This is a genomic window from Microbacterium oxydans (assembly GCF_000956525.1).
GTDB lineage: Bacteria > Actinomycetota > Actinomycetes > Actinomycetales > Microbacteriaceae > Microbacterium > Microbacterium oxydans_A.
The window spans coordinates 1,055,136-1,078,219 of sequence record NZ_JYIW01000026.1 but is presented as its reverse complement, the minus strand read 5'-3'; the positions used below and the strand labels follow the sequence as shown (position 1 = coordinate 1,078,219).

The 23,084-nt window shown below is 68.7% G+C and carries 20 protein-coding genes and 1 riboswitch; of the genes, 10 read left to right on the top strand and 10 right to left on the bottom strand.

Going from position 1 to position 23,084, the window contains the following annotated elements:
* Positions 1-10 precede the first annotated feature (10 nt).
* Together RS83_RS17755 and RS83_RS17750 are read right to left on the bottom strand one after the other, a co-directional pair.
* On the bottom strand, positions 11-535 hold the full coding sequence (locus RS83_RS17755) for a DUF6328 family protein (RefSeq protein ID WP_045280745.1): 525 nt from the start codon (positions 533-535) through the stop codon (positions 11-13).
* 65 nt (positions 536-600) lie between these two features.
* Entirely contained in the window at positions 601-1,194 is a 594-nt protein-coding gene (locus RS83_RS17750) for a 1-acyl-sn-glycerol-3-phosphate acyltransferase (protein WP_045280744.1), read from the bottom strand.
* Positions 1,195-1,295: 101 nt separating this feature from the next.
* Here RS83_RS17750 and RS83_RS19025 point away from each other — a divergent pair, with 101 nt between their 5' ends.
* A complete protein-coding gene (locus RS83_RS19025) occupies positions 1,296-1,442 on the top strand; it encodes a hypothetical protein (RefSeq protein WP_197072151.1) in 147 nt (48 codons plus the stop codon).
* A gap of 57 nt (positions 1,443-1,499) precedes the next feature.
* Here the strand turns inward: RS83_RS19025 and RS83_RS17745 are convergent, their stop codons facing one another.
* Positions 1,500-2,975, bottom strand: a complete 1,476-nt coding sequence (locus tag RS83_RS17745; protein ID WP_045280743.1) for an MDR family MFS transporter — start codon at positions 2,973-2,975, stop codon at positions 1,500-1,502.
* A 162-nt stretch (positions 2,976-3,137) separates the two neighbouring features.
* On the opposite strand from RS83_RS17745, the gene RS83_RS17740 reads away from it, so the two are divergent.
* Positions 3,138-5,180, top strand: coding sequence for an ABC transporter ATP-binding protein (locus RS83_RS17740; RefSeq protein WP_419760998.1), 2,043 nt, complete (start codon positions 3,138-3,140; stop codon positions 5,178-5,180).
* Between the two features lie 21 nt (positions 5,181-5,201).
* Here the strand turns inward: RS83_RS17740 and RS83_RS17735 are convergent, their stop codons facing one another.
* From RS83_RS17735 to RS83_RS17705, 7 genes are read right to left on the bottom strand one after another with little or no spacing between them, the layout of a single operon-like run.
* Positions 5,202-5,975 carry an SDR family NAD(P)-dependent oxidoreductase gene (locus RS83_RS17735; protein WP_045280741.1) on the bottom strand — a complete coding sequence of 258 codons (774 nt, stop codon included), beginning with the start codon at positions 5,973-5,975 and terminating at the stop codon, positions 5,202-5,204.
* Positions 5,976-5,986: 11 nt separating this feature from the next.
* A complete protein-coding gene (locus RS83_RS17730) occupies positions 5,987-6,934 on the bottom strand; it encodes a glycosyltransferase family 2 protein (protein ID WP_045280740.1) in 948 nt (315 codons plus the stop codon).
* A 23-nt stretch (positions 6,935-6,957) separates the two neighbouring features.
* Complete coding sequence (locus RS83_RS17725) at positions 6,958-8,094, bottom strand: cysteine desulfurase family protein (protein ID WP_045280739.1); 1,137 nt, start codon at positions 8,092-8,094, stop codon at positions 6,958-6,960.
* Positions 8,094-8,945 carry a carboxylating nicotinate-nucleotide diphosphorylase gene (nadC, locus tag RS83_RS17720; protein WP_045280738.1) on the bottom strand — a complete coding sequence of 284 codons (852 nt, stop codon included), beginning with the start codon at positions 8,943-8,945 and terminating at the stop codon, positions 8,094-8,096. Before nadC ends, RS83_RS17725 begins: the two co-directional genes overlap by 1 nt.
* The gene (gene nadB, locus RS83_RS17715; protein ID WP_045280737.1) at positions 8,945-10,489 is read right to left on the bottom strand and encodes an L-aspartate oxidase; all 1,545 of its coding nucleotides are present in this window, start codon (positions 10,487-10,489) and stop codon (positions 8,945-8,947) included. The genes nadC and nadB overlap by 1 nt, the downstream gene beginning before the upstream one ends.
* Entirely contained in the window at positions 10,486-11,820 is a 1,335-nt protein-coding gene (gene nadA, locus RS83_RS17710; protein ID WP_045280736.1) for a quinolinate synthase NadA, read from the bottom strand. The genes nadB and nadA overlap by 4 nt, the downstream gene beginning before the upstream one ends.
* A complete protein-coding gene (locus tag RS83_RS17705) occupies positions 11,817-12,533 on the bottom strand; it encodes an NUDIX hydrolase (RefSeq protein WP_045280735.1) in 717 nt (238 codons plus the stop codon). Before RS83_RS17705 ends, nadA begins: the two co-directional genes overlap by 4 nt.
* A gap of 258 nt (positions 12,534-12,791) precedes the next feature.
* On the opposite strand from RS83_RS17705, the gene RS83_RS17700 reads away from it, so the two are divergent.
* The 8 genes from RS83_RS17700 to gcvP all read left to right on the top strand — a co-directional run bounded on the left by RS83_RS17700 (position 12,792) and on the right by gcvP (position 23,079).
* Positions 12,792-14,480, top strand: coding sequence for an ABC transporter substrate-binding protein (locus RS83_RS17700; RefSeq protein ID WP_045280734.1), 1,689 nt, complete (start codon positions 12,792-12,794; stop codon positions 14,478-14,480).
* A gap of 42 nt (positions 14,481-14,522) precedes the next feature.
* Positions 14,523-15,518 (top strand): ABC transporter permease, encoded by a 996-nt coding sequence (locus tag RS83_RS17695; protein ID WP_045280733.1) that lies wholly within the window; start codon positions 14,523-14,525, stop codon positions 15,516-15,518.
* Complete coding sequence (locus RS83_RS17690; protein WP_045280732.1) at positions 15,511-16,494, top strand: ABC transporter permease; 984 nt, start codon at positions 15,511-15,513, stop codon at positions 16,492-16,494. Before RS83_RS17695 ends, RS83_RS17690 begins: the two co-directional genes overlap by 8 nt.
* On the top strand, positions 16,491-17,348 hold the full coding sequence (locus RS83_RS17685; RefSeq protein WP_045280731.1) for an ABC transporter ATP-binding protein: 858 nt from the start codon (positions 16,491-16,493) through the stop codon (positions 17,346-17,348). Before RS83_RS17690 ends, RS83_RS17685 begins: the two co-directional genes overlap by 4 nt.
* The gene (locus RS83_RS17680) at positions 17,345-18,205 is read left to right on the top strand and encodes an ABC transporter ATP-binding protein (protein ID WP_045280730.1); all 861 of its coding nucleotides are present in this window, start codon (positions 17,345-17,347) and stop codon (positions 18,203-18,205) included. Before RS83_RS17685 ends, RS83_RS17680 begins: the two co-directional genes overlap by 4 nt.
* A 140-nt stretch (positions 18,206-18,345) precedes the next feature.
* A riboswitch (glycine riboswitch) is annotated at positions 18,346-18,440 on the top strand.
* A 154-nt stretch (positions 18,441-18,594) separates the two neighbouring features.
* A complete protein-coding gene (locus tag RS83_RS17675; protein WP_045280729.1) occupies positions 18,595-19,779 on the top strand; it encodes a glycine cleavage system aminomethyltransferase GcvT in 1,185 nt (394 codons plus the stop codon).
* Complete coding sequence (gene gcvH / locus RS83_RS17670; RefSeq protein ID WP_045280728.1) at positions 19,776-20,171, top strand: glycine cleavage system protein GcvH; 396 nt, start codon at positions 19,776-19,778, stop codon at positions 20,169-20,171. The genes RS83_RS17675 and gcvH overlap by 4 nt, the downstream gene beginning before the upstream one ends.
* A gap of 61 nt (positions 20,172-20,232) precedes the next feature.
* Positions 20,233-23,079, top strand: a complete 2,847-nt coding sequence (gene gcvP, locus RS83_RS17665) for an aminomethyl-transferring glycine dehydrogenase (protein ID WP_045280960.1) — start codon at positions 20,233-20,235, stop codon at positions 23,077-23,079.
* The last annotated feature ends 5 nt before the right edge of the window (positions 23,080-23,084 follow it).

Below are 23,084 nucleotides of genomic sequence, written 5' to 3'. Positions count from 1 at the left end.
CCCCGTCAGCTCACCGTTCGTGCGTCGTCGCTGAATGCGCGGCGCACGAAGCGGGGAGTGCGAACCAGAGCAGCGTCACACCGATCACCGAGGCGATGAGCGCGACGATGCCCGCCGTCCGGCCGACCGTGAAGTCGACGATCAGCGTCGTGACCCCGATCGTCAACGCAGCGATGACGGTGAGGTCGACCTTGACGATGCGCGCGGCGACGCGGACCAGCTCCGGCTTGCGTCGGCGCCCGAACAGCGCCCGGTGCATCACCACAGGAGCGAGGGCGAGGATCGTCGCGAGCGACGCCAGCACCACGAGCACGACGTAGACGTCGACCTGCAGCGCGTCCATGTCGGTGAACCGCGGCTGGAAGGCGACGGCGAGCAGGAACCCGGTCAGGATCTGCGTGCCGGTCTGCATCACCCGCAGCTCCTGCATGAGCTCGTCCCAGTTGCGGTCCGCTCGCTCGTTCGGGGTCTCGTCGCGCCCGTCGACGCGATCGTCGTGTTCGACCGAGTCGGCGGCTGAGGGATCGGAGGTCATGACACCAGTGTCGTGCGCAGAGTTCGTCGGTGTCCAGACGGTGCGGTCAGCCGGCGCGGCCCGATTCAGTCGGTCGTCGGAGTGGTCTCGGTCTGCTCCTCGCGCAGCCTCGGCTCGGTCCGGCGCTCTGGGCGCAGGCCCGTCTTGTCGGCGTAGAAGGCTCGGATCCGATCCATGTCGGCCTGCACGTCTCCGGTGAGCTCCAGCGTCGGGCCGAGACCGCTCGTCATGGTCGTGCGGTCCACGAACCCGAGCGTCACCGGCATCCCGGTCTCGCGGGCGATGCGGTAGAAGCCTGACTTCCAGTAGTCGTTGCCGCCGCGGGTGCCGTCCGGTGTGATCACGAGACCGAACACCTCACCGGCATGCACCTGTCCGACGACGTCCGTGACCACGCGTCCAGGATCGGAGCGGTCGACGGGCACGCCGCCGATGCTGCGCATGATCGGACCGCGCCAGCCGCGGAACAGGCTCTTCTTGCCGAGCCAGTGCACGTCGATCCCGAGGCGCCAGGAGATCGCGAGCATCAGCACGAAATCCCAGTTCGAGGTATGGGGCGCGCCGATCAGGATCGTGGGCCTGGTCGGGACGGCGTCGTGCCCGACCAGTGTCCAGCGGCTGAACGCCCAGTAGATGCGGGCGAGGAATCGTCGGAGCATGCCTCAACCGTAGGCGATCGGTGCGTTCGTCCGCTGGGTGCCCGCGGGCCCGGATATGCCGAACCGGCGCCCCCGCCCCCCAGGAGGCGTAGCATCGAGGGATGAAGAAAACGGAGCAGGCCGTCTCGGAGCACGACGTACCCTTGGTGCTGTCGCCGCTGCCCGACGCCCTGAACCTGCTCGATGATGACGCCGCGGGCTACTGCAGCGGCGGCGTCTGCCACTTCTCGGCTCCCAAGCAGCCGTAGCGATCCGGCGTCACGCCGCCGTCGGAACGGTCAGAGACCGCCCCGACGGCAGAGCGATCAGTGGCCGCCGTGGAAGTCGCCGTTGGCGTCGTCTGCCGGCTTGCGCACGAACGGGCTCAGCGCCACCGTCGCGAGCGAGATGATCGCCGCGATCAGGAACGCCATCCGTGCACCCGGGGCTCCGGCGACCGCGGTCGACAGGCCTTCCTGCTCGCCCGCGTGCAGGATCGACGAGTAGGTGACGAGGAGCAGCGCGACGCCTGCGGCGCCACCGACCTGCTGCAGCGTGTTCAGCACTGCTGAACCGTGCGAGTACAGCGGCCGCGGCAGTGAGCCGAGCGATGCGGAGAACAGCGGGGTGAACGACATCGCGAGTCCGACCGACATGGCGGCCTGCACGATGATCAGGACCCACCAGACGGTGTGCTCGCCGACCGTCGAGTAGTAGAACAGCGCGGCCGACACCAGCATCGTGCCCGGGATGAGCAGCGGGCGGGTGCCTCGCGCGTCGTACACGCGTCCCATGATCGGCCCGAGCAGACCCATCAGCAGTGAACCAGGGAGCAGGATCAGCCCGGACTCGAGCGGGTTGAGGCCTGCGACGTTCTGCAGGTACTGCGGGAGCAGCGTCAGCGTGCCGAACATCGACAGCGCGAGGATCGACATGATGATCACGGACAGCGTGAAGTTGCCGGAGCGGAACACGCGCAGGTCGAGGAGCGCGTCGTCGATGCGCTGCAGCACGAGCTGGCGCCACACGAACAGTCCGAGCGACACCGCACCGACGACCAGGGAGATGATGCCGGCGGTCTCGCCGGATCCGCCCTCGCCGCCGAACTGGCTGAGCCCGAAGACGATGCCGCCGAAGCCGAGCGCGGCGAGCGGGATCGAGAGCACGTCGAGCGGGACCTTGCGGGTCTCGCCGAGGTTCGTCATCCACTTCGAACCCATCGCCAGCGCGATCAGCGCGATCGGCAGGATGATCGCGAACAGCGCACGCCAGCTCGCCAGCTCGAGGACTGCGCCGGCGAGCGTCGGGCCGATGGCGGGAGCGAGCGAGATCACGAGGCCGACACGGCCCATCATGCGGCCGCGCGACTGCGGCGGGACGACGTTCATGATGGTCGTCATCAGCAGCGGCATCATGATGCCGGTACCGGCGGCCTGGATCACGCGGCCGACCAGCAGCATCCCGAAGCCGGGGGCGACGAGGCAGACCAGCGTGCCGAGCGAGAACGCGATCATCGCGGCGATGAAGACCTGACGCGTCGTGAATCGCTGCAGGATGAAGCCGGTCGTGGGGATCACGACCGCCATCGTGAGCATGAACGCGCTGGTGAGCCACTGCCCGAGCTCCGGCGGGATGCCGAGGTCGGTGTTGAGGTGGGGGATCGCGATCCCCATCGTGGTCTCGTTGAGAATGGCGACGAAGGCTGCGACGAGGAGCAGCCAGATGACCCGCATGTCGGAGCGCGAGATCGCGCCTGCTGCGGGAGCGGGGGTCTTGATCGAACCGGTGTCGACGGCAGACATACGGCCTCCTGGGCGCAAGAAGGGGGGGGAGTGCGCGAGTGCGCTGGGACCATTCAGCGTAACCGGGGCTTCAGACATTTCATTCCCGATCCATCGGATCCGTTCAGGGTGGGCTGGGTCGACCCTGATGTGGGATGCCATGACTACGCTGGCGACATGAGCATGGGTGGCGGCGGTCGAGGCGGGTTCCGAGGCGTCGATGAGGCGGCGCAGCGCAGGCAGAACGCCGAGGCGCCGAGCATCAGCGGGCTCGGCGCGCGCGTGGTCACGCTGTTCCGGGCCTACAAGCTGCGGATCTTCTTCACCGGCATCCTCGTGATCGTCGGTGCTGCGATCGCCGTGATCCCGCCACTGCTGGTGCAGCGGATCTTCGATGACGCGCTCTTCCCGGTCGACGGGAGCGGTCCCCGGATCCAACTGCTGATCTGGCTCGTCGTCGCGATGGTGGGGCTGTTCCTGTTCTCCGCGGTGCTCGGGGTCGGCCAGACCTGGCTCACCTCGACCGTGGGCAACAGCGTGACCGGTGATCTGCGGGTTCGTCTGTTCGAGCATCTCCAGGCCATGGAGCTCGGATTCTTCACCCGCACCAAGACAGGGGTCATCCAGTCGCGCCTGCAGAACGACGTCGGCGGTGTGTCCGGAGTGCTGACGAACACCGTGACGAGCATCCTCGGCAACGTCGTCACCGTGATCGCCTCGCTCGTGGCCATGATCCTGATCGATTGGCGGCTCACGCTGATCGCGGTCGTGCTGATGCCTTTCCTGATCGTGGTGCAGCGCAAGGTCGGCCAGGTGCGCGCACGGATCGCGGGAGAGACGCAGGAGTCGCTGTCCGAGCTGACGACGATCACGCAGGAGACGCTGAGCGTCTCGGGGATGCTGCTGTCGAAGGCGTTCAACCGGCAGCGCACCGAGTCGGCGCGATACCAGGCTGAGAACCGCAACCAGGTGACGCTGCAGGTGCGACGGGCGATGAGCGGTCAGGGGTTCTTCGCGGTCGTCCAGGTGCTGATGGCCAGCGTTCCCGCGGTGATCTATCTCGTCTCCGGCTATCTGATCGCCGGCGGCGCCGGTGCCATCACGGCAGGCACCGTCGTCGCGTTCACGACGGTCCAGGCGCGGCTGCTGCAGCCGCTGATGGGCCTCATGCGCGTCTCGCTCGACCTGCAGACCTCTTCGGCACTGTTCGCGCGCATCTTCGAGTATCTCGACCTCGTCCCGGAGATCCAGGATGCTCCGAACGCCATCGCCGTCGCCGAGGCGCCGGGTCCCCGCGGGCGGATCGAGTTCGCCGACGTCGTGTTCCGGTACCCGGATGCGACCGCCGACGCCCGCCCGACGCTCCAGGGGGTCTCCTTCACGGCGGAGCCGGGGCAGCATGTCGCATTCGTCGGGCCGTCCGGCGCCGGCAAGACGACGGTGCTGTATCTCGCGCCCCGGCTGTACGAGGCGCACAGCGGCTCGGTGCTGTTCGCCGGGGCCGACGTGCGAACCCTCACGCAGGAGTCGATCATCGACGACGTCGGCATCGTGTCGCAGGAGACGTACCTGTTCCACGCCACGATCAGGGAGAACCTGCTCTACGCCAAGCCCGGGGCGACCGAGGAGGAACTGATCGCGGCGTGCACGGCTGCGAACATCCACCACATCATCGCGGGATTCGAGGACGGCTACGACACGGTCGTCGGCGAACGCGGCTATCGCCTCTCCGGCGGCGAGAAGCAGCGGATCGCGATCGCCCGCGTGCTGCTGAAGGATCCGCCGGTGCTGCTGCTCGACGAGGCGACCTCAGCCCTCGACACGGTGTCGGAGCGAGTGGTGCAGGAAGCCCTCGACGAGGCGGCGCGCGGACGCACCACGCTGTCGATCGCGCACCGGCTGTCCACCGTGATGGGCGCGGACGTGATCCATGTGCTCGAGGCAGGACGGATCGTCGAGTCCGGCACGCACGCCGAGCTCCTCGCGAAGGGCGGGCTGTACGCCGAGCTCGCAGCGCAGCAGGTGGCCGCCTCTCGTGTGCTCACGACCGAAGCGGTGGTGGAGGAAGCCGTGACCGGCGGGGTCCGGGCTGCGTTCACCGACCGTCGGGCCGACCGGGCGCCGACTGATTCGGTGGGTGAGGATGCGGTGGCGACGCTCACCGCATCCGTCCCACTGCTCGACGGTCCGCAGGTCGATGAGCGGACATATCCCGAGCACGCCTGAGGCGAGGGCGACCCCTGCGGGTCAGTGCACCGAGAGGCCGCCGTCGACGAACAGCGAGTGCCCGGTGATGTACCCGGCGCCGGCACCCGCGAGGAACACCGCCGCCGCGGCGAAGTCCTCCGGCATGCCGTTCCGCCCGATCATGGTGCGCGCCGCGAGGGCAGCGACCTTCTCGGCGTCCTGCTGCAGGCGGGCGTTCAGCGGGGTGAGCACGAACCCCGGCACGAGCGTGTTGCTCGTGACGCCGGTGCCGCCCCACGCCTCGGCTTCCGAGCGCATGAGCGACTCGACCGCGCCCTTCGAAGCGCCGTAGATGCCGCTGCCGACGAACGCCCGATGCGCCTGCTGCGAGCTGATGTGGATGAGACGCCCGAATCCGCGCTCGGCCATCCCTGTCGCGTAGCGCTGCCCGAGCAGGAACGGGGCAAGCGCGTTCACGGTCATCGTCGCGTCCCAGTCGTCCTCCGTGATCTCGGCATAGTTCGGCCGGATGTTGATGCCGGCGGAGTTCACCAGGATGTCTGGCTCGCCGAACGGTTCGACGGCGGCATCGGCGACGGCATGGATCCCGGCGCGGGTGCTCAGGTCGCCGACGACGCCGGCCGCGCGGCATCCGAGTGACTGCAGCTCGTCGACGGTCTGCACGATGCGGTCCTCGCCGCGGGCGACGATCACGGTCGCAGCCCCGGCGCGGGCGAGCGCGGTCGCGATGCCGCGTCCGATCCCCGAGCTGCCGCCGGTCACGACCGCTGTGCGGCCGTCGAGCGAGAAGAGGTCTGCGAGAAACGTGTTCATGATGGCTCCTGTCACCAGGCGAGGCCGGCGGTCAGTGTCGGGTCGGGCGCGGCGTCCGCGTACTCGGGCAGTGCGCGCAGCTCGTCGAGGAAGGCGTCGACCTCGAGCGCGTACGAGGGATCGGTGTGCGAGGCGGCGATCTCGAGCAGGGGCGGGATGTCCATCACCAGGATCAGGTCGAGGCGGGCGGTGACGGCCTGTACCGCGCCGGCCTCGTGCAGCACTCTGATGCCGCCGCGCAGCGCGCCGATGTAGTCGCGCAGCACCGACAGCTGCGCCTTGCCCTGTGTGATCGATGTGCCGTCGGCGCGGACGCGCCACCGCACGACGACGTCCGGGATCACATCGAAGGCGCGAGCCCGCGTGTACATCAGCTGCGCCACCACCTGATCCTCATAGGCGACGCCCTCGGGGAAGCGCAGGTCGTCCCAGAGTTCGATGCGGCTCAGCTTCGACCACGCGACGATGTTGGCGGATGCTCGAGGGTGCTCGTCGATCGAGGTGGCGAGCCGCTCCGGTTCGGTCGCCGCGGCGACCCACGGCTGCACACGCCCCTCGGTGTAGCCGTCGCCCTCGGGGCGCAGGCGCACGTACGCGCCGACCACGAAGTCGCTGCCGGTCCGCTCGAGCGTGCCGGTCAGCCTGGCGAGCGCGGTCGGAGTGAGCTCGTCGTCTGCGTCGAGGAAGCCGACGTATGGCGTCTCGACGAGGTCGAGGGCGACGTTGCGCGCGGCCCCCAGCCCACGGGAGGCCTCGTGCCGGACGACCGTGAAGCGCGGGTCGGAGGCCGCGGCATCCGCGAAGATCCGTCCGGTGTCGTCCGTCGAGCCGTCGTCGATGAGGATCGCGCGCCAGCGCGGCTCGGTCTGCGCCACGAGCGAGGCCAGTGCGGCCGGAGCGAAGGGGGCGATGTCGCGCCCTGGGACGATCACCGTCACGATCGGGTCGGATGCAGTCACCCGCCGATTCTATGGCCGCTGCGTCAGGCGGAGACCGCCCGCACGGCATCGGCGACCAGGGCTGCGAGACGCACTGGCGCATCCTCCGGCAGCGGTTCGCGACCGAAGGTGAATCGCACCGAGGTCTGGGCGACCTCAGCCGAGATGCCGCAGGCGAGCAGCACGTGCGACGGTTCGTCGCTGCCGGCAGCGCACGCAGAGCCGCTCGAGGAGATCACCCCGCGTCGCTCGAGCTCGAGCAGCACGGCCTCCCCGCTCGTCCCCGCGAAGGTGAAGCTGGCCGTCGCCGGCAGGCGATGGTCGGCGTCACCGGTCAGCTCGGCGTGCGGTACACCGGCCAGCACGGCGGCGATGAAGCGCGCGGTCGCCGCGCCCACCGTGGCGGACACCGCCTCGCGTTCAGCGTCGGCGAGGTCCAGCGCTGTCGCGAGCGCCACGGCCCCTGCCACGTTCTCGGTGCCCGACCGGCGTCCGCGCTCCTGGCCGCCGCCGTGCAACAGCGGCTCCAGCGGCACACGCCCGCGAACGGCCAAGGCGCCGATCCCCTTGGGTGCCCCGAGCTTATGTCCTGCGATCGACATCGCATCCGCGGCGAGGTCGCGGAGGGCGATCCAGCCGGCCGACTGCACGGCGTCGAGATGCAGCGGAATGCCGGCGGCGCGCGCGACGGCGGTGAGGGCCGCGGCATCCTGCACCGTGCCGATCTCGTTGTTCGCGTGTCCGAGTGAGATGACCGCCGTGTCCTCTCTGAGGGCCTCGCGCAGCGCCTCCGGGGCGATGCGCCCGGGGGCATCGACGGCGATCTCGGTCACGTCGAACCCGTGGAAGCGCCGCAGGTACTCCGCCGATTCGAGGATCGACTCGTGTTCGATGGGGGAGACCACGAGGTGTCGTCGCTCACGAGCCAGCGCCGCGAGGGCGATGCCCTTGACCGCGAGATTGTTGGCCTCGGTGCCGCCGGCGGTGAAGATGACATCGCCCGCGCGCATCCCCAGGACCCGAGCGACCCGTGCTCGCGCGTCCTCCAGCGCGCTCGCCGCAGCCTCGCCGGCGGTGTGATGGCTCGAGGGGTTGCCGAACACGCCAGTCAGGTACGGGCGCATCGCCTCGAGCACCTCCGGACGCACCGGAGAAGTCGCGGCGTGATCGAGGTACAGCATCAGGCGATCTGCACGTCCAGCCCGAGATCGAGCGCGCGCGCCGAGTGCGTGAGCGCGCCGACCGAGATCACATCGACGCCGGTCGCCGCGATCTCGCCGACGGTCTCCAGCGACACCCCACCGGATGCCTCGGCGTTCGCACGATCGCCGATCAGTGCGACGCCTGCACGCAGATCGTCGAGCGAGAAGTTGTCGAGCAGCACGGTGTGCGCACCGCCGTCGAGCACCGCGGGGATCTGGTCGAGATGATCCACCTCGACGACGACATGCGTCGTGTGGGGCAATCTGGTCAGCGCCTCGCGCAGCGCCGACGCGACGTCGATACCGGAACGCGTGAGGACTGCGAGGTGGTTGTCCTTCGCCATCACGGCATCCGACAGCGAGAAACGATGGTTGCTGCCGCCGCCGGACAACACCGCATGGCGCTCGAAGGCGCGGAGCCCTGGGGTGGTCTTGCGAGTGTCGGCGATGCGCGCGTTCGTGCCCTCGACAGCGCGCACGTAGGCGGCGGTCAGGGTCGCGATGCCGCTCATCCGCTGCGTGAAGTTCAGTGCGACGCGCTCGGCGGTGAGGATGCTGCGGGCGGGGCCCGAGACCGAGGCGAGCACATCACCGGGGGTGAACTCGTCGCCGTCGCCGACGTGCAGGTCGACCACGACCGTTGGATCGGTCAGCGTGAAGGCGGACGTGAAGACCTCGCCGCCGCTGAAGACGCCGGGTTCGCGAGCGACGAGATCTGCGGTCGCGGTGGCGACTGCCGGGATCAGGGTGACACTCGTCAGGTCGCCCCACGGGGCATCCTCCTCGAGAGCGGCGCTGACGACGCGGGTGAGGGTAGCAGCAGTGAGCATCAGACGGTCTCCAGGACGGGGGCTTCGACGGTGGGGGATTCGACGGGCTCCGCGACGCGGAAATGGGCGCCGACGGATGCGGTTCGGGCGAGCGCGGCGGTCGTGGTCGCCTCCGCGAGCAGCAGCAGGTTCGCATCCTCGTGCTCGGACAGCGTGCGCGGAGCGGGGACGAGGTCTCGCCACGCGCGGATGGTCGCGAGGGCGTCGCCGAGTCCGGCATCCGTCCTGAGCAGTCCCACCAGCTCCCACATGAGCCGCTGCAGGGCGGCTCGCGAGAACTCGGCCGGCTCGACGACGGTGTTCCGGTCGCGATTGCTGCCGCTCGCGGGCGTCGGAAGCGGCGCGAACTGCGACCGGAACGCGGCCGTCGACGCCGCAGGCCAAGGGCGGCCCAGCGCGGCGGCGGCTCGCGCGCCGAACACGGCACCCTCGAGGAGGGAGTTCGACGCGAGGCGGTTCGCGCCGTGCACCCCGGTGCGGGCTGTCTCGCCGACCGCGAAGAGGCCGGTGATCGTGGTGCGACCGTCGAGATCGGTGTCGATGCCGCCCATCAGGTAGTGCGCGGCAGGGGTGACCGGGATCGGCTCGCCGGCCCAGTCGAATCCGCGCTCGCGGGTGACGCGGTCGATCGTGGGGAAGCGCCGCGCGAGCAGGTCCGCGCCCAGCATGGTCGCGTCGAGCCGCACGGGAGAGCCCTGTGCCACCGCCTGTCGAGCGATCGCCCGTGACACCACATCGCGCGGGGCGAGCTCGCCGTCCGGGTGCGCGTCGAACGCGAAACGCCGTCCGGCGGCATCGATCAGCGTCGCACCCTCGCCGCGCACGGCTTCCGAGATGAGGAACGCCGGCCCTGCCGCCAGCACGGTCGGGTGGAACTGCATGAACTCCAGGTCGCTGACCGCCGCCCCTGCCCGCAGCGCTGCGGCGATGCCGTCGCCGGTGATGCCGGCGGGGTTCGTGGTGTGCGCGTACAGGTGTCCTGCACCGCCCGTCGCGAGCACCACGGCATCCGCGTCCAACTGCCGTTCGTCGCCATCGATCAGCAGCCGGATGCCGCGCACGGCACCGTCGCTCCGCAGCAGGTCCAGCAGGAATGCGTCCTGGACGATCCTGATCTCCGTCGATCGCACCGCGTCGGCCAGCGCCAGCGAGATCGCCGCTCCGGTGGCGTCGCCGCCGGCATGCACGATGCGCGCGTGGCTGTGCGCCGCCTCGCGGCCGAGCAGCAGCTGGCCGTCGGCGTCGCGGTCGAAGGCCACGCCGCGCGCGATCAGCTCGGCGATACGAGCGGCGCCGTCCGTCACGAGCACCTCGACGGCCGCGGCGTCCGACAGATCTGCGCCGGCGACGAGGGTGTCCGCCGCGTGCTGCGCCGCCGAGTCGCCCGGACCGTAGACGCCGGCGACCCCGCCCTGGGCGTACCGGGTGCTGCCGTCGCCGAGCCGGCCCTTCGTCACGATCGTGACGCTGTGACCGGACTCATGTGCGTGCAGCGCGGCGGTGAGACCGGCGATCCCTGCGCCGACGACGATGACCTGCATCATGCACCGACCGGAACCGGCGGCTTGGCGGCGAGCATGCGCTCGAGGGCGATGCGTGCGGGATCGGCGACATCCGCGCTGACGGTGATCCGGTTCGGGGTGCGGCCGGCGACCAGTTCTTCGAGCACCCAGGCGAGATAGCCGGGGTGGATGCGGTACATCGTCGAGCACGGGCAGACGACAGGGTCGAGGCAGAAGATCTCGTGCTGCGGGTACTGCGCGGCGAGACGACGCACGAGATTGATCTCCGTGCCGATGGCGAACGCCGTGGGCTCCGTTGCGGCGTCGATCGCGCGGCGGATGTAGTCGGTGGAGCCCGCCTCATCAGCGGCATCCACGACCTCCATCGGGCACTCCGGGTGAACGATCACCCGCACGCCGGGGTGCTCGGCGCGCGCCTGGTCGATCTGTCCGACGGTGAAGCGTCGGTGCACCGAGCAGAAGCCGTGCCACAGGATCACCCGCGAGTCGTGCAGTTCCTCGGCGGTGGAGCCGCCCAGCGGGCGGCGCGGGTTCCACATCGGCATCTGCTCGAGCGGCACGCCCATCGCCTTCGCCGTGTTGCGGCCGAGGTGCTGGTCGGGGAAGAACAGCACCCGGCGTCCGCGGGCGAATGCCCATTCGAGCACCGTCTGCGCGTTCGACGAGGTGCAGACGATCCCGCCGTGACGGCCGACGAAGCCCTTGATCGCCGCGGATGAGTTCATGTACGTCACGGGGATGACGGGGACGCGCCCATCGGCGTCCTCCGCATCGAGATCTCCGAGGACCTCTGCAAGCTGCTCCCAGCAGTCCTCCACCTGGTCGATGTCGGCCATGTCAGCCATCGAGCACCCGGCGGCGAGGTTGGGGAGGATGACAGCCTGCTCCGGTCCGGAGAGGAGATCGGCGGTCTCGGCCATGAAGTGCACCCCGCAGAACACGATCGCCTCGGCATCCGGTCGTCCCTTCGCCGCGGTCGCGAGCTGGAACGAGTCGCCGACGTAGTCCGCATGCCGCACGACCTCTTCGCGCTGGTAGAAATGCCCGAGGATCACGACGCGGTCGCCGAGGGTGGCCTTCGCAGCGCGCACGCGCTCGTCGAGTTCTTCTTCGGATGCCTCGCGATACGCGGCGGGGAGCTCGCCCTGGCGCGGCGACCCGGTGGGGATCACGTCACCCATCGAGGAGCCGGGGCCGTACCCGGGGCGCGTATCGAAGTCCCAGGGGCCTGCGGCGAGATCGGTCGCGCAGGTCGCATCCGTGGAGGTGCCGGCGACGATGTCCTGGATCGCGTGATCGACGGAGGCGTCGACCGGCGGGACGGCCGGGGTCGGGACGAAGGTGATGCTCATCGCGTGCTCGATTCTTCGGGACCGAGCGGGCCGCGATCGGCCAGCTCGACATCGGTGTTGTAGCGGTACAGGCGTGCGGGACGGTGGTTGCCCGTGCGGAAGCGATCGGTCGGGAGCAGGTTGCCACCGGCTTCGACCTGTCGGCGGAAGTTGGCGGGGTCGAGGCTCTTGCCGAGGATGGCCTCGTAGGCCTCGCGAAGGTCGGCGAGGGTGAACTCCGCTGGAAGGAAGCCATGCGCGACGCGGCTGTACCCCACCTTGTTGCGGAGTCGCCAGAGTGCGTACTCGATGATCTTGGCGTGGTCGAAGGCGAGTTCAGGCAGCTGGTCGACATCGAACCACTGCACGTTCTCGGGTGCGCGGCCGGATGCCAGGTGGGCGGCGCTCTGCGCGACCACATCGTCCTGCCGCAGCAGTGCCCAGTACACGATGGACACGACGCGGGTGGGGGAGCGGTCGACGGCCCCGAAGGCGTACAGCTGCTCGAGATAGCTGGGGGCGAGGCCGGTCGTCTCGGCGAGCGTTCGGGCTGAGGCGTCGACCGGAGCCTCCGTGGCGGTGAGCCACCCGCCCGGGAGCGCCCAACGGTCGGCGAACGGCTCACGGGTGCGGCGGACGAGCGGCAGCGACAGCCCGGGCTCACCGCCGGCGGATGCGCGCAGCGTCAGGATCACGGTCGACACGGCGACGCGGATCTCCTCGGTTCGAGTCATAGACACCTTAACCTCCATGATCGATCTTAGTGTCATGGCGACCCTTAGTGCGACTTCGTGACGACGGATTGCGCCGAGTCCGAAACGTTATGCGGGCGTCCGGAGAACGCTTGTCCACCAGTGCGTGTTTTGTTAGGTTACTGTCCTAACAAACCCGTTCCGAGGGAAGGAAGCCCTCGCGGGGGCGCCGATCCACCCCCGAGGGTCGAATCCAACCGGAGAACCCCTCCTGCAGTGCAGCACCGAGAGGAAACAAGAATGATCCGTACAGGCAAGCGCAAGATCGCGCTCACCGCGGTAGCGGGGGCATCCGTCCTCGTTCTGGGTCTGACCGCCTGCGGTTCGGGCGGCAGTGGCGACGGCGATGCGAACGGCGACCGTGCCCTTCGCGTCTGGGCCGGCAGCCAGACCCCGATCACCGCGAACTACAACCCCTTCGCACCGACCGTGCTCCACGGCGCGCTCGGCCCGATCTACGAACCGCTCTTCTTCTTCAACAAGACCGCGGACTCCGAGCCCGTCGGCATGATCGGCGACTCGTACGAGTACAACGAGGACGGCACGGCGATCACGATCACCATCAAGCCCGACCTCAAGTGGAGCGACGGCGAGCCCCTCACTGCGAAGGACGTCGCGTTCTCGTTCGAGTACGACGCCAACAACCCCGAGGGCAACGGGCTCGTCTCCGCAGAGGCTACCGACGACACGACCGTTGTGCTGACGTACGACTCGGCGCAGTACACCACCGAGTTCCAGCGTCTGGGGTCGACGTACATCCTTCCGGAGCACATCTGGGCGGATGTCAGCGACTACGCGAACTTCGCGAACGAGGAGCCGGTCGGCTCCGGCCCGTACGTGGTCGACAAGACCACGAGCGAGTCGTACACCCTGGTCGCGAACGAGAACTACCGCGACGCCGACGAGCTCGGCGTCAAGAAGGTTCAATACATCGCGGTCGACAACAACCAGACCGCGCAGGACCTGCTCGCCGCAGGCAAGCTCGACTGGACGGGCATGTTCATCCCGAACCCGGACGATGTGACGGCCAACGGCGCGATCGACTGGATCAACACGCCGCAGGACCCGACCGTCCTCTACACCTGCTCCAACGCGGAGCTCGGCTGCACCGGCCCGCAGACCGACGTCGCAGTGCGCCAGGCGCTCAACGTCGCGATCGACCGCGGCGCCATCAAGGACAAGGCGTTCGTCGGTCTCACCGGTGACATCTCCCCGACGTTCGCACTGCTGCCCCGCGACGAGAAGTGGGTCGCGGACGAGGCCAACGCGGTCAGCCCCCAGGAGGCGAACGCCGCAGAGGCGGGGAAGATCCTCGAGGCGGCCGGGTACACCAAGGACGGCGACTTCTACGCGAAGGACGGCGTGCCGCTCGAGCTCACCCTGACCTCGGTCGACGGGTGGACCGACTACAACGACGCGGCGAAGCTGATCGCAGAGCAGGCCGCGGCAGCCGGCATCAAGGTCAACGCCTCGACCGTGCAGTGGCAGGAGTTCTCCGACTCGCGTCAGAGCGGTGACTTCCAGCTGATCGTCGGCGGCGTCATCGGCACCTCTGTGGCCGACCCCTTCCAGATCTACCGCGACTGGTTCGGTGGGACCGAGGTCGGCTCCACCGGTCCCGTAGGTGCCGAGGTGCCGACCGGACGCTGGAACTTCAGCCGGTACAGCAACCCGACGGTCGACACAGCGATCAAGGCTGCCGAGGCCACGAACGACGAGGCGACCAAGAAGGAGCTCTACGGCACGATCCAGACCGAGATCGTCCGCGACCTGCCGTACATCCCGCTCGTGATCAACGCGACGCAGACCTTCTACAACACGAAGGACTTCACGGGATGGCCGACCGAGGATCACCTCTACGCCTTCCCGCCGTCCTGGGGTGCGATCGCGGCAGGCTACGTCCTGACGCAGCTGCAGCCGGCGAAGTAACCGGCCGCGGTCGGGGAAGCAGGAAGTCAAGGATCGAGTGACATGAAGTTCTATGCACGAAGGATCGGGTTCTACGCGTTCACGCTGTGGGCCGCGATCTCCATCAACTTCCTGCTTCCCCGGCTCATGCCGGGGAACCCGGCGGACATCATGATCGCCAAGATGCAGCGAGCGGGCGGCGAGGTCTCCGAGACCACGATCCGCAACATCAAGCTCCTGCTCGGCGGTGATGATTCCTCGCTCTGGGAGCAGTACCTCTCGTATTGGGGACGCATGTTCCAAGGCGACCTCGGCGTCTCGGTGACGAAGTTCCCGACCCCGGTCGCCGACCTGATCGGCCAGGCGTTGCCCTGGACGCTCATCCTCGTCGGCACGGCCACGGTGATCTCCTTCATCCTCGGCGTCGTGCTCGGCGCCTGGACGGGGTGGAAGCGCGGCACCTGGGTCGACCACCTGATCCCGGCGACCACGGTCCTGCAGTCGATTCCGTACTTCTGGATGGCGCTGCTGCTGGTCGCGGTCTTCGCGGTCGGGCTCGGCTGGTTCCCGATCTTCGGCGGCTACGACGTCTTCGACTTCCCGGACGGACCGGAGCCCACGTGGGCGTTCTTCTCGAACGCGCTCTCGCATGCCATCCTCCCGGCGCTCACCGTCGTGATCAGCTCGGTCGGTGGCTGGCTGTTCGGCATGCGCAACATGATGGTGTCGACGCTCGCCGAGGACTACGTGCTCACGGCAGAGGCGAAGGGGCTGCGCCCGCGGCGCATCCTCACCACGTATGCCGCACGCAACGCCGCGATCCCGTCGATCGCCGGGTTCTCGATCACGCTCGGCTTCGTCGTGGCCGGCTCCATCGTCATGGAGCAGGTCTTCACCTACCCGGGCATCGGCAAGCTGATGTTCCAGGCCGTGACCAACAACGACTACGCACTGATGCAGGGACTCTTCCTGGTCATCACGATCACGGTGCTCGCCGCCAATTTCATCATGGATCTCGTCTACGGATTCATCGACCCGAGGGCTCGCCAGAATGTCTGACACCGACACGACCTCGACGCTGATCGTGAAGGATCAGCCCACCACGTCGCCCGCGAGCACGATCACGCTCGCGACGCACAAGAAGCGCAAGGGTCGCGGTCTCCTCCCGAGCCGCTCGCCGAAGTTCATCGTCGGAGCGGTGCTGGTGCTGGCGATCGTGCTGTTCGCGATCATCGCGCCGATCTTCTCGCAGAATCCGCGCAGCACCGACAACCCGGCGCTCGAGGCGCCATCGGCCGAGCACTGGCTCGGCACGACCAAGCTCGGCAACGACATGTTCGCGCAGCTCGCGATCGGCGCGCAGGGATCGCTCCTGGTCGGACTCGTCGCCGGAGCCATCGCGATCGTGCTCTCGCTGGTCTTCGGTGTGCTCGCCGGCTACCTCGGCGGTTGGCGTGAAGACGGCCTCGCGCTGATCACCAACGTCATGATCGTGATCCCCGGCCTGCCGCTCGTCATGGTGATCGCCTCGTTCGTCCCGCAGCGCAGCTGGCAGCTGGTCGCGTTCGTGCTCGGCATCACGTCGTGGGCCGGCGCCGCGTACGTGCTGCGCCTGCAGACCCGGTCGCTCCGCACTCGCGACTACGTGTACGCCGCGAAGGTCGCGGGGGAGCGCTCGTTCCGGGTCATCCTGGTCGAGATCATGCCGAACCTGCTGCCGTTGCTCACTGCGCAGTTCCTCTTCGCGATCATCTTCGCGATCCTCGGCGAGGCCGGCCTGTCGTACCTCGGCCTCGGACCGAACTCCTCGATCACGTGGGGCACGATCCTCAACGATGCCCAGTCGGGCCAGGCGCTCGGACGAGGAGCCTGGTGGTGGTTCATCCCGCCAGGAGTCATGATCGCCGTGCTCGGCGCCGGACTCGCCCTCATCAACTTCGCGATCGACGAGGTCATCAACCCGAAGCTCCGCAACGCCCCCGACGCCGCCCGCCGCGTGCGCAAGGCTGCCAAGACGAAGGGAGTCACGGCATGAGCGACCCCGTTCTCACCGCACGGAACGTCTCGATCGAATACGAGGTCGACCCGCCGGTGAAGGCTGTCCGCAACGTGTCGCTCACGCTGCACCGGGGTGAGATCCTCGGCGTCGCCGGCGAATCGGGTTGCGGCAAGACCACGCTCGCGTACGGCATGAACCGCCTGCTGAAGGCGCCGGCGCTGATGACCGGCGGCGAGATCGTGTTCCACGACCGCGACGGTCATGACATCGACATCGTCGGCCTCGACGGCGAGGGGCTCCGCGCCTTCCGCTGGGACAAGATCTCGATGGTGTTCCAGGGTGCGATGAACTCGTTGAACCCGGTGATCAGCGTGAAGGCGCAGATCTTCGACATCTTCGACACGCATCGCCCGGGCATGAGCAAGAAGGACAAGACCGCCAGGGCCGAGGAACTGCTCACACTGGTCGGGGTGGATCCGTCTCGCCTGACGAGCTTCCCGCACGAGCTCTCCGGCGGCATGCGCCAGCGCATGATGATCGCGATGGCGCTCGCGCTCGACCCGCAGGTCATGATCATGGACGAGCCCACCACAGCGCTCGACGTGGTCGTGCAGCGCGGCATCATCCGCGAGATCATGCGGCTGCGCGAGCGGCTCGGGTTCGCCGTCATCTTCATCACCCATGACCTGCCGATGCTGATCGAGATCAGTGACCGGATCGCGGTGATGCTGCAGGGCCAGATCGTCGAGGAGGGCACGGCGGAGGAGATCTACCGCACCCCCCAGCACGAGTACACGAAGAAGCTGCTGTCGAGCTTCCCCTCGTTGAAGGGCGACCGGGGCGACTTCGTCCGCACCGGTGCACAGCAGAGTCAGGAGCAGGTCCGATGAGCACGAAGACGGATGCCGCGGTCGCCACGACCACACTCGAGGCACGCAACCTGGTGAAGGACTTCCAGCTGCGGTCCGGGTTCAAGACCACCACCCTGCACGCGGTGAAGGACGTGTCCTTCACCCTCGCGCCTGGGAAGACGGTCGCCCTGGTGGGGGAGTCCGGCTCCGGCAAGTCCACGATCGCGCGGATGCTGATGAAGCTCGAGACGCCGACGAGCGGCGAGATCCTGCTCGACGGGAAGCCCTCAGGAACGCGGGGCAGCGCGCTCGCGCGCTACCGCTCCGATGTGCAGATGGTCTTCCAGGACCCGTTCGCCTCGCTGAACCCCTTCCACACGATCGTCCATCACCTCGAGCGACCGCTGCGGCTGCACCACCCGAAGTGGTCCGGCGCGCAGGTGCGGGAGCGCGCGCTCGAGCTGCTCGACCGCGTCAAGCTGTCGCCGGCAGAGAGCTTCGCCGAGCGGCGTCCGCACGAGCTGTCCGGCGGGCAGCGTCAGCGTGTCGCGATCGCGCGGGCACTCGCCCCCGGCGCCCGGTTCATCGTGGCTGACGAGCCCGTGTCGATGCTCGACGTGTCGATCCGTCTCGGCGTGCTGAACCTGCTCGCCGAACTGCAGCGGGAGGAGAACCTCGGCGTGCTGTACATCACGCACGACCTCGCGACCGCGCGGCACTTCTCCGACGAGATCATGGTGCTCTATCACGGCGACGTGGTCGAACGAGGGCCCGCCGACGAGGTCATCCTGAACCCGCAGCACGACTACACCAAGACGCTGCTCGGGGCGGCTCCGGAGCCCGACAACCTCGGCCGCCTCCGCGACGAGGTGCGTGCGGAGCTCGCGGGGAGCTGAGCATCCGTCCAGGCGCTCCTGTTCCGGTCGCAGTTGCCGCCGCCCGCGCTCGTCGCGGGCGACACGAACTGCGACCGGAACGCGCTCTCATCCTGACGAGGCATCCGGCTAGACTGATCCCACAACTGAAGACAGGCCGAATGACCCACGCGGGAGAGCCCCGGCGAACGCAGCCGGGCACCGAAGGAGCAAGCCTCCCCGCCAATCTCTCAGGTATGCGTACCGCGCGGTTCCGGCCACTCTGAAAAGCGATCTCGATCTCATCGGGGTCCGCCGACGGTGAAAGCCCCGCCTCCGCGACTGGGTGAAACTCTCAGGCCCATGACAGAGGGGGAGTTCCGAGGAGTAGCCGTATCGCTGCTCCGCCCGACCGAGCACGGGAGAACTCCATGTCCGACCCCCGCTTCACTCCGCTGCGCGACCGCCATGAGGCGCTCGGTGCGTCGTTCACCGACTTCGGCGGCTGGCAGATGCCGGTGCGCTACACGTCCGACCTCGCCGAGCATCACGCGGTGCGCCAGGCAGCGGGCATCTTCGACATCTCGCACATGGCGGAGTTCCTCGTCACCGGGGAGAGCGCAGCGGCGTTCCTCGACTACGCGCTCGCGGGCCGCCTCTCCACGATGCCGATCGGGAAGGCGAAGTACTCGTTGGTGCTCGCCGAGGCGGGCGGGATCGTCGACGATGTCATCGTGTACCGGATCGCGGAAGACCGCTACCTCGTGATCGCCAACGCGGACAATCGCGGATACGTCGATGCCGCTCTCGCCTCGCGCGTGCGATCCTTCCCCTCGCTTCTCGAGCGTGCACTTCCTGCCCGCGGGCCGGACGAGGAGCGCAGCTTCGCCGGATTCATCGGAGATCGAGGGGTCGACGTCGAGGACGTCTCCGATTCCTTCGCACTGCTCGCCGTACAGGGCCCTGCCGCGCAGGCCATCGTCGCGGCGACCGAAGGCATCACCGAGCTCAGCACCCCGTGGGCGGAGCAGAAGTACTACGCGTGGGCCGACGCGCTGTTCCTGGGTGAGCCGCTGCTGATCGCGCGCACCGGGTACACCGGGGAAGACGGGTTCGAGTTGATGGTGCGCGCGTCGGATGCTCCCGCCCTGTGGGACGCACTCATCGTCGCCGGTGCCCCGCACGGCCTCGTGCCGGCCGGCCTCGCCGCGCGCGACACACTGCGACTCGAGGCGGGGATGCCGTTGTACGGACACGAGCTGACGCTCGACACGAAGCCGGCGCAGGCCGGTCTCGGTCGCGTGGTCGTGGCCGACAAGGAGAGCTTCGTCGGCAAGGACGCCGTGGATGCCGCGCCTGACGCACCGGTGCTCGTCGGGCTCGTCGCCGAGGGCAAGCGCGCCGGCCGAGCCGGGTACGCGGTCGTCGACGATGACGGTGCCGTGCTCGGTGAGATCACCAGCGGGGCGCTCAGCCCGACCTTGGGTCATCCCATCGCGATGGCCTATCTGACGCCTGCTTCCGCGGAAGCGGGAACGACCGTATTCCTGGATGTGCGTGGGACGAAGATCCCCGCGACCGTGACCGCCCTGCCTTTCTACCGGAGGACAAAATGACCGACCTCAACGCACTGCACTACACCGAAGAGCACGAGTGGATCTCGGCGGATCCTTCGACGGGTTCGGGAACCCAGGTGCTCACGATCGGGATCACCGACTTCGCCGCTGAGAAGCTCGGCGATGTCGTGTTCGTCGAGCTGCCGGCAGTCGGCACCGAGATCACGGCCGGCGCCGTGGTCGGCGAGATCGAGTCCACGAAGTCGGTCGGCGAGCTCTACGCTCCCGTCGCCGGCACCGTCGTCGAGATCAACGACGCGGTCGTCGACGACCCCTCCCTGGTCAACGCCGAGCCCTTCGCCGGCGGGTGGCTGATCAAGGTGACGGTCGCGGACGGCGCAATCGACGGTCTGCTCGACCGTGACGCGTACGTCGCTCTGACGGAGGGCTGATCGAGCAGTGGTCACCTTCGCCGATCGTCACATCGGACCCACGGCCGACGCCCAGCGCCAGATGCTGGACGCGCTCGGGGTCGCTCAGTCCTCTGCCGCGGATGGCTCCCAGAGCCCCATCGACACGTTGATGCGCCAGGCCGTCCCGGCGTCGATCTTCACCGAGCCATCGACCGGCTCGGCGATCGACAGCATCATCCCCGCGGCAGCGAGTGAGACCGAGGCGTTGCAGGAGCTGCGCGCCCTCGCCTCCAGGAACACCGTGAACCGGCCGATGATCGGTCTCGGCTACTTCGGCACCATCACGCCGCAGGTGATCCAGCGGAACGTGCTCGAGAACCCGTCCTGGTACACGGCCTACACCCCGTATCAGCCGGAGATCTCACAGGGCCGTCTCGAGGCGCTCATCAACTTCCAGACGATGGTCGCCGACCTCACCGGGCTGTCGACCGCGAACGCGTCGATGCTCGACGAGTCGACCGCCGTCGCCGAGGGGATGCTGCTGGCACGCCGAGCATCGAAGTCGAAGAGCCCCGTGTTCGCCGTCGATGCGGATGCACTGCCGCAGACCAAGGCGCTGCTCGCCACGCGTGCGGATGCCGTCGGCATCGAGCTCGTGTCGGTGGACTTCGCCGCAGGCGATGAACTGCCCGCCGAGCTGTTCGGGGTGTTCGTCCAGTACCCCGGCGCCTCCGGCCGCGTGTGGAACCCGTCGGCAGTGATCGACGCAGCCCATCTCGCGGGCGGCCTCGCGGTCGTCGCGGCCGACCTCCTGGCGCTGACGCTCATCTCCTCGCCAGGCTCATTCGGCGCCGATGTCGCGGTGGGCACGACCCAGCGCTTCGGCGTGCCGATGGGCTTCGGCGGTCCGCACGCCGGCTACATGGCCGTGCGTGCAGGACTCGAGCGGCAGCTTCCCGGCCGACTCGTCGGTGTCTCGGTGGATGCCGACGGCAAGCCCGCCTACCGCCTCTCGCTGCAGACGCGCGAGCAGCACATCCGTCGCGAGAAGGCCACCAGCAACATCTGCACCGCGCAGGTGCTGCTGGCCGTCATGGCGTCGATGTACGCGGTCTATCACGGTCCGGACGGACTGCAGGCGATCGCCCGCGACGTCGCGACGAAGACCACGCTGCTGCGTGACTGGCTGGTCGAGGCCGGCATCGAGGTCGCCAACGAAGCCTTCTTCGACACGTTGCAGGTGCTGGTCCCGGGGCGGGCGGCCGAGTACGTGGCACAGGCGCACCACGGCTACGGCATCCTGCTCCGTGCGGTCGACGCGGACACCGTCGGGATCTCGGTCGACGAGACCACGACGACCGCCGAGCTGCACCAGGTCGCCATGGTCTTCGGTGGCAGGCAGGAGCGCGCGTTCGGCTTCGGCGGCGCAGGCGACGCCCTCCCGGAGGAACTGCGTCGTGTCGAGGAGTTCCTCACGCACCCGGTCTTCCACGCGCACCGCAGCGAGACGGCCATGATGCGCTACCTCAAGAGCCTCGCCGACCGCGACTACGCGCTCGATCGGGGCATGATCCCGCTCGGCTCGTGCACGATGAAGCTCAACGCTGCCACGGAGATGGCGGCGATCACGTGGCCCGCGTTCGCCGGCATCCACCCGTTCGCTCCTGCGTCCGACGTGCAGGGGTATCTCGACCTCATCGAGCAGCTCGAGGGCTGGCTCGCCGAGGTGACTGGGTACGACGCGGTCTCGCTGCAGCCGAACGCCGGCTCGCAGGGCGAGCTCGCAGGGCTCCTCGCGATCCGCGGCTATCACCTCGCGAACGGCGACGACCAGCGCACCGTGTGCCTGATCCCGTCATCGGCACACGGCACGAACGCGGCATCCGCTGTGCTCGCCGGCATGAAGGTGGTCGTGGTCGCATGCGACGAGCTCGGCAACGTCGACCTCGACGACCTGCGGGCCAAGATCGCGAACCATGCTGATGAGCTCTCGGCGCTCATGATCACGTACCCGTCGACGCACGGCGTGTACGAGCAGGACGTGGTCGAGATCACCACCGCGGTGCATGACGCCGGTGGACAGGTGTACGTCGACGGCGCGAACCTCAACGCGCTGCTCGGCTATGCGCGGTTCGGCGACCTCGGCGGCGACGTCTCGCACCTGAACCTGCACAAGACGTTCGCGATCCCGCACGGTGGTGGCGGGCCTGGTGTCGGCCCGGTGGCGGCGAAGGCGCACCTCGCGCCGTTCCTGCCCTCGCATCCGCTCGCGCAGCGCGCCGAGCACGCCGGCGGCTTCGTGTTCGAGGGCGGTGTCGTCTCGGCAGCGCCGTACGGTTCGGCCGGCGTCCTGCCGATCTCCTGGGCCTACGTGCGCATGATGGGGGCGGACGGCCTCCGTCAGGCGACCGCGGCCGCCGTGCTCTCCGCGAACTACATCGCAGCTCGCCTCGGCGAGCACTATCCGGTGCTCTATGCGGGTGAGAACGGTCGCGTGGCGCACGAGTGCATCCTGGATCTGCGTCCGCTCAAGGAGGCCACGGGCATCACGGTCGACGACGTCGCGAAGCGGCTCATCGACTACGGCTTCCACGCGCCGACCATGTCGTTCCCGGTCGCGGGCACGCTGATGGTCGAGCCGACGGAATCGGAGGACCTCGCTGAGATCGAGCGCTTCATCGAGGCCATGATCATGATCAAGGCCGAAGCGGATGCCGTGGCCGCCGGCCGCTGGCCCGCGGACGACAACCCCCTCGTGCACGCTCCGCACACCGCGGTGTCGCTGATCGCGGGGGAGTGGGAGCACGCCTACACGCGTGAGGACGCGGCCTACCCGGTGCATGCGCTCGTGGCCGGCAAGTACTGGCCGCCGGTGCGCCGCATCGACCAGGCGTACGGCGACCGCAACCTCGTGTGCGCGTGCCCGCCAGTGGAGGCTTTCGCCTGAGGATG

Excerpts from the sequence above, each read along its gene's own strand:
- RS83_RS17705 (WP_045280735.1), bottom strand. The coding sequence starts at position 12,533 with ATGACTCGAACCGAGGAGATCCGCGTCGCCGTGTCGACCGTGATCCTG.
- RS83_RS17695 (WP_045280733.1), top strand. The coding sequence starts at position 14,523 with ATGAAGTTCTATGCACGAAGGATCGGGTTCTACGCGTTCACGCTGTGG.
- RS83_RS17725 (WP_045280739.1), bottom strand. The coding sequence starts at position 8,094 with ATGCTGTACCTCGATCACGCCGCGACTTCTCCGGTGCGTCCGGAGGTG.
- gcvH (WP_045280728.1), top strand. The coding sequence starts at position 19,776 with ATGACCGACCTCAACGCACTGCACTACACCGAAGAGCACGAGTGGATC.
- nadA (WP_045280736.1), bottom strand. The coding sequence starts at position 11,820 with ATGAGCATCACCTTCGTCCCGACCCCGGCCGTCCCGCCGGTCGACGCC.
- RS83_RS19025 (WP_197072151.1), top strand. The coding sequence starts at position 1,296 with ATGAAGAAAACGGAGCAGGCCGTCTCGGAGCACGACGTACCCTTGGTG.
- nadC (WP_045280738.1), bottom strand. The coding sequence starts at position 8,945 with ATGCTCACTGCTGCTACCCTCACCCGCGTCGTCAGCGCCGCTCTCGAG.
- RS83_RS17675 (WP_045280729.1), top strand. The coding sequence starts at position 18,595 with ATGTCCGACCCCCGCTTCACTCCGCTGCGCGACCGCCATGAGGCGCTC.
- RS83_RS17740 (WP_419760998.1), top strand. The coding sequence starts at position 3,138 with ATGGGTGGCGGCGGTCGAGGCGGGTTCCGAGGCGTCGATGAGGCGGCG.
- RS83_RS17745 (WP_045280743.1), bottom strand. The coding sequence starts at position 2,975 with ATGTCTGCCGTCGACACCGGTTCGATCAAGACCCCCGCTCCCGCAGCA.
- RS83_RS17755 (WP_045280745.1), bottom strand. The coding sequence starts at position 535 with ATGACCTCCGATCCCTCAGCCGCCGACTCGGTCGAACACGACGATCGC.
- RS83_RS17685 (WP_045280731.1), top strand. The coding sequence starts at position 16,491 with ATGAGCGACCCCGTTCTCACCGCACGGAACGTCTCGATCGAATACGAG.
- RS83_RS17735 (WP_045280741.1), bottom strand. The coding sequence starts at position 5,975 with ATGAACACGTTTCTCGCAGACCTCTTCTCGCTCGACGGCCGCACAGCG.
- gcvP (WP_045280960.1), top strand. The coding sequence starts at position 20,233 with ATGCTGGACGCGCTCGGGGTCGCTCAGTCCTCTGCCGCGGATGGCTCC.
- RS83_RS17680 (WP_045280730.1), top strand. The coding sequence starts at position 17,345 with ATGAGCACGAAGACGGATGCCGCGGTCGCCACGACCACACTCGAGGCA.
- RS83_RS17690 (WP_045280732.1), top strand. The coding sequence starts at position 15,511 with ATGTCTGACACCGACACGACCTCGACGCTGATCGTGAAGGATCAGCCC.
- RS83_RS17700 (WP_045280734.1), top strand. The coding sequence starts at position 12,792 with ATGATCCGTACAGGCAAGCGCAAGATCGCGCTCACCGCGGTAGCGGGG.
- nadB (WP_045280737.1), bottom strand. The coding sequence starts at position 10,489 with ATGATGCAGGTCATCGTCGTCGGCGCAGGGATCGCCGGTCTCACCGCC.
- RS83_RS17750 (WP_045280744.1), bottom strand. The coding sequence starts at position 1,194 with ATGCTCCGACGATTCCTCGCCCGCATCTACTGGGCGTTCAGCCGCTGG.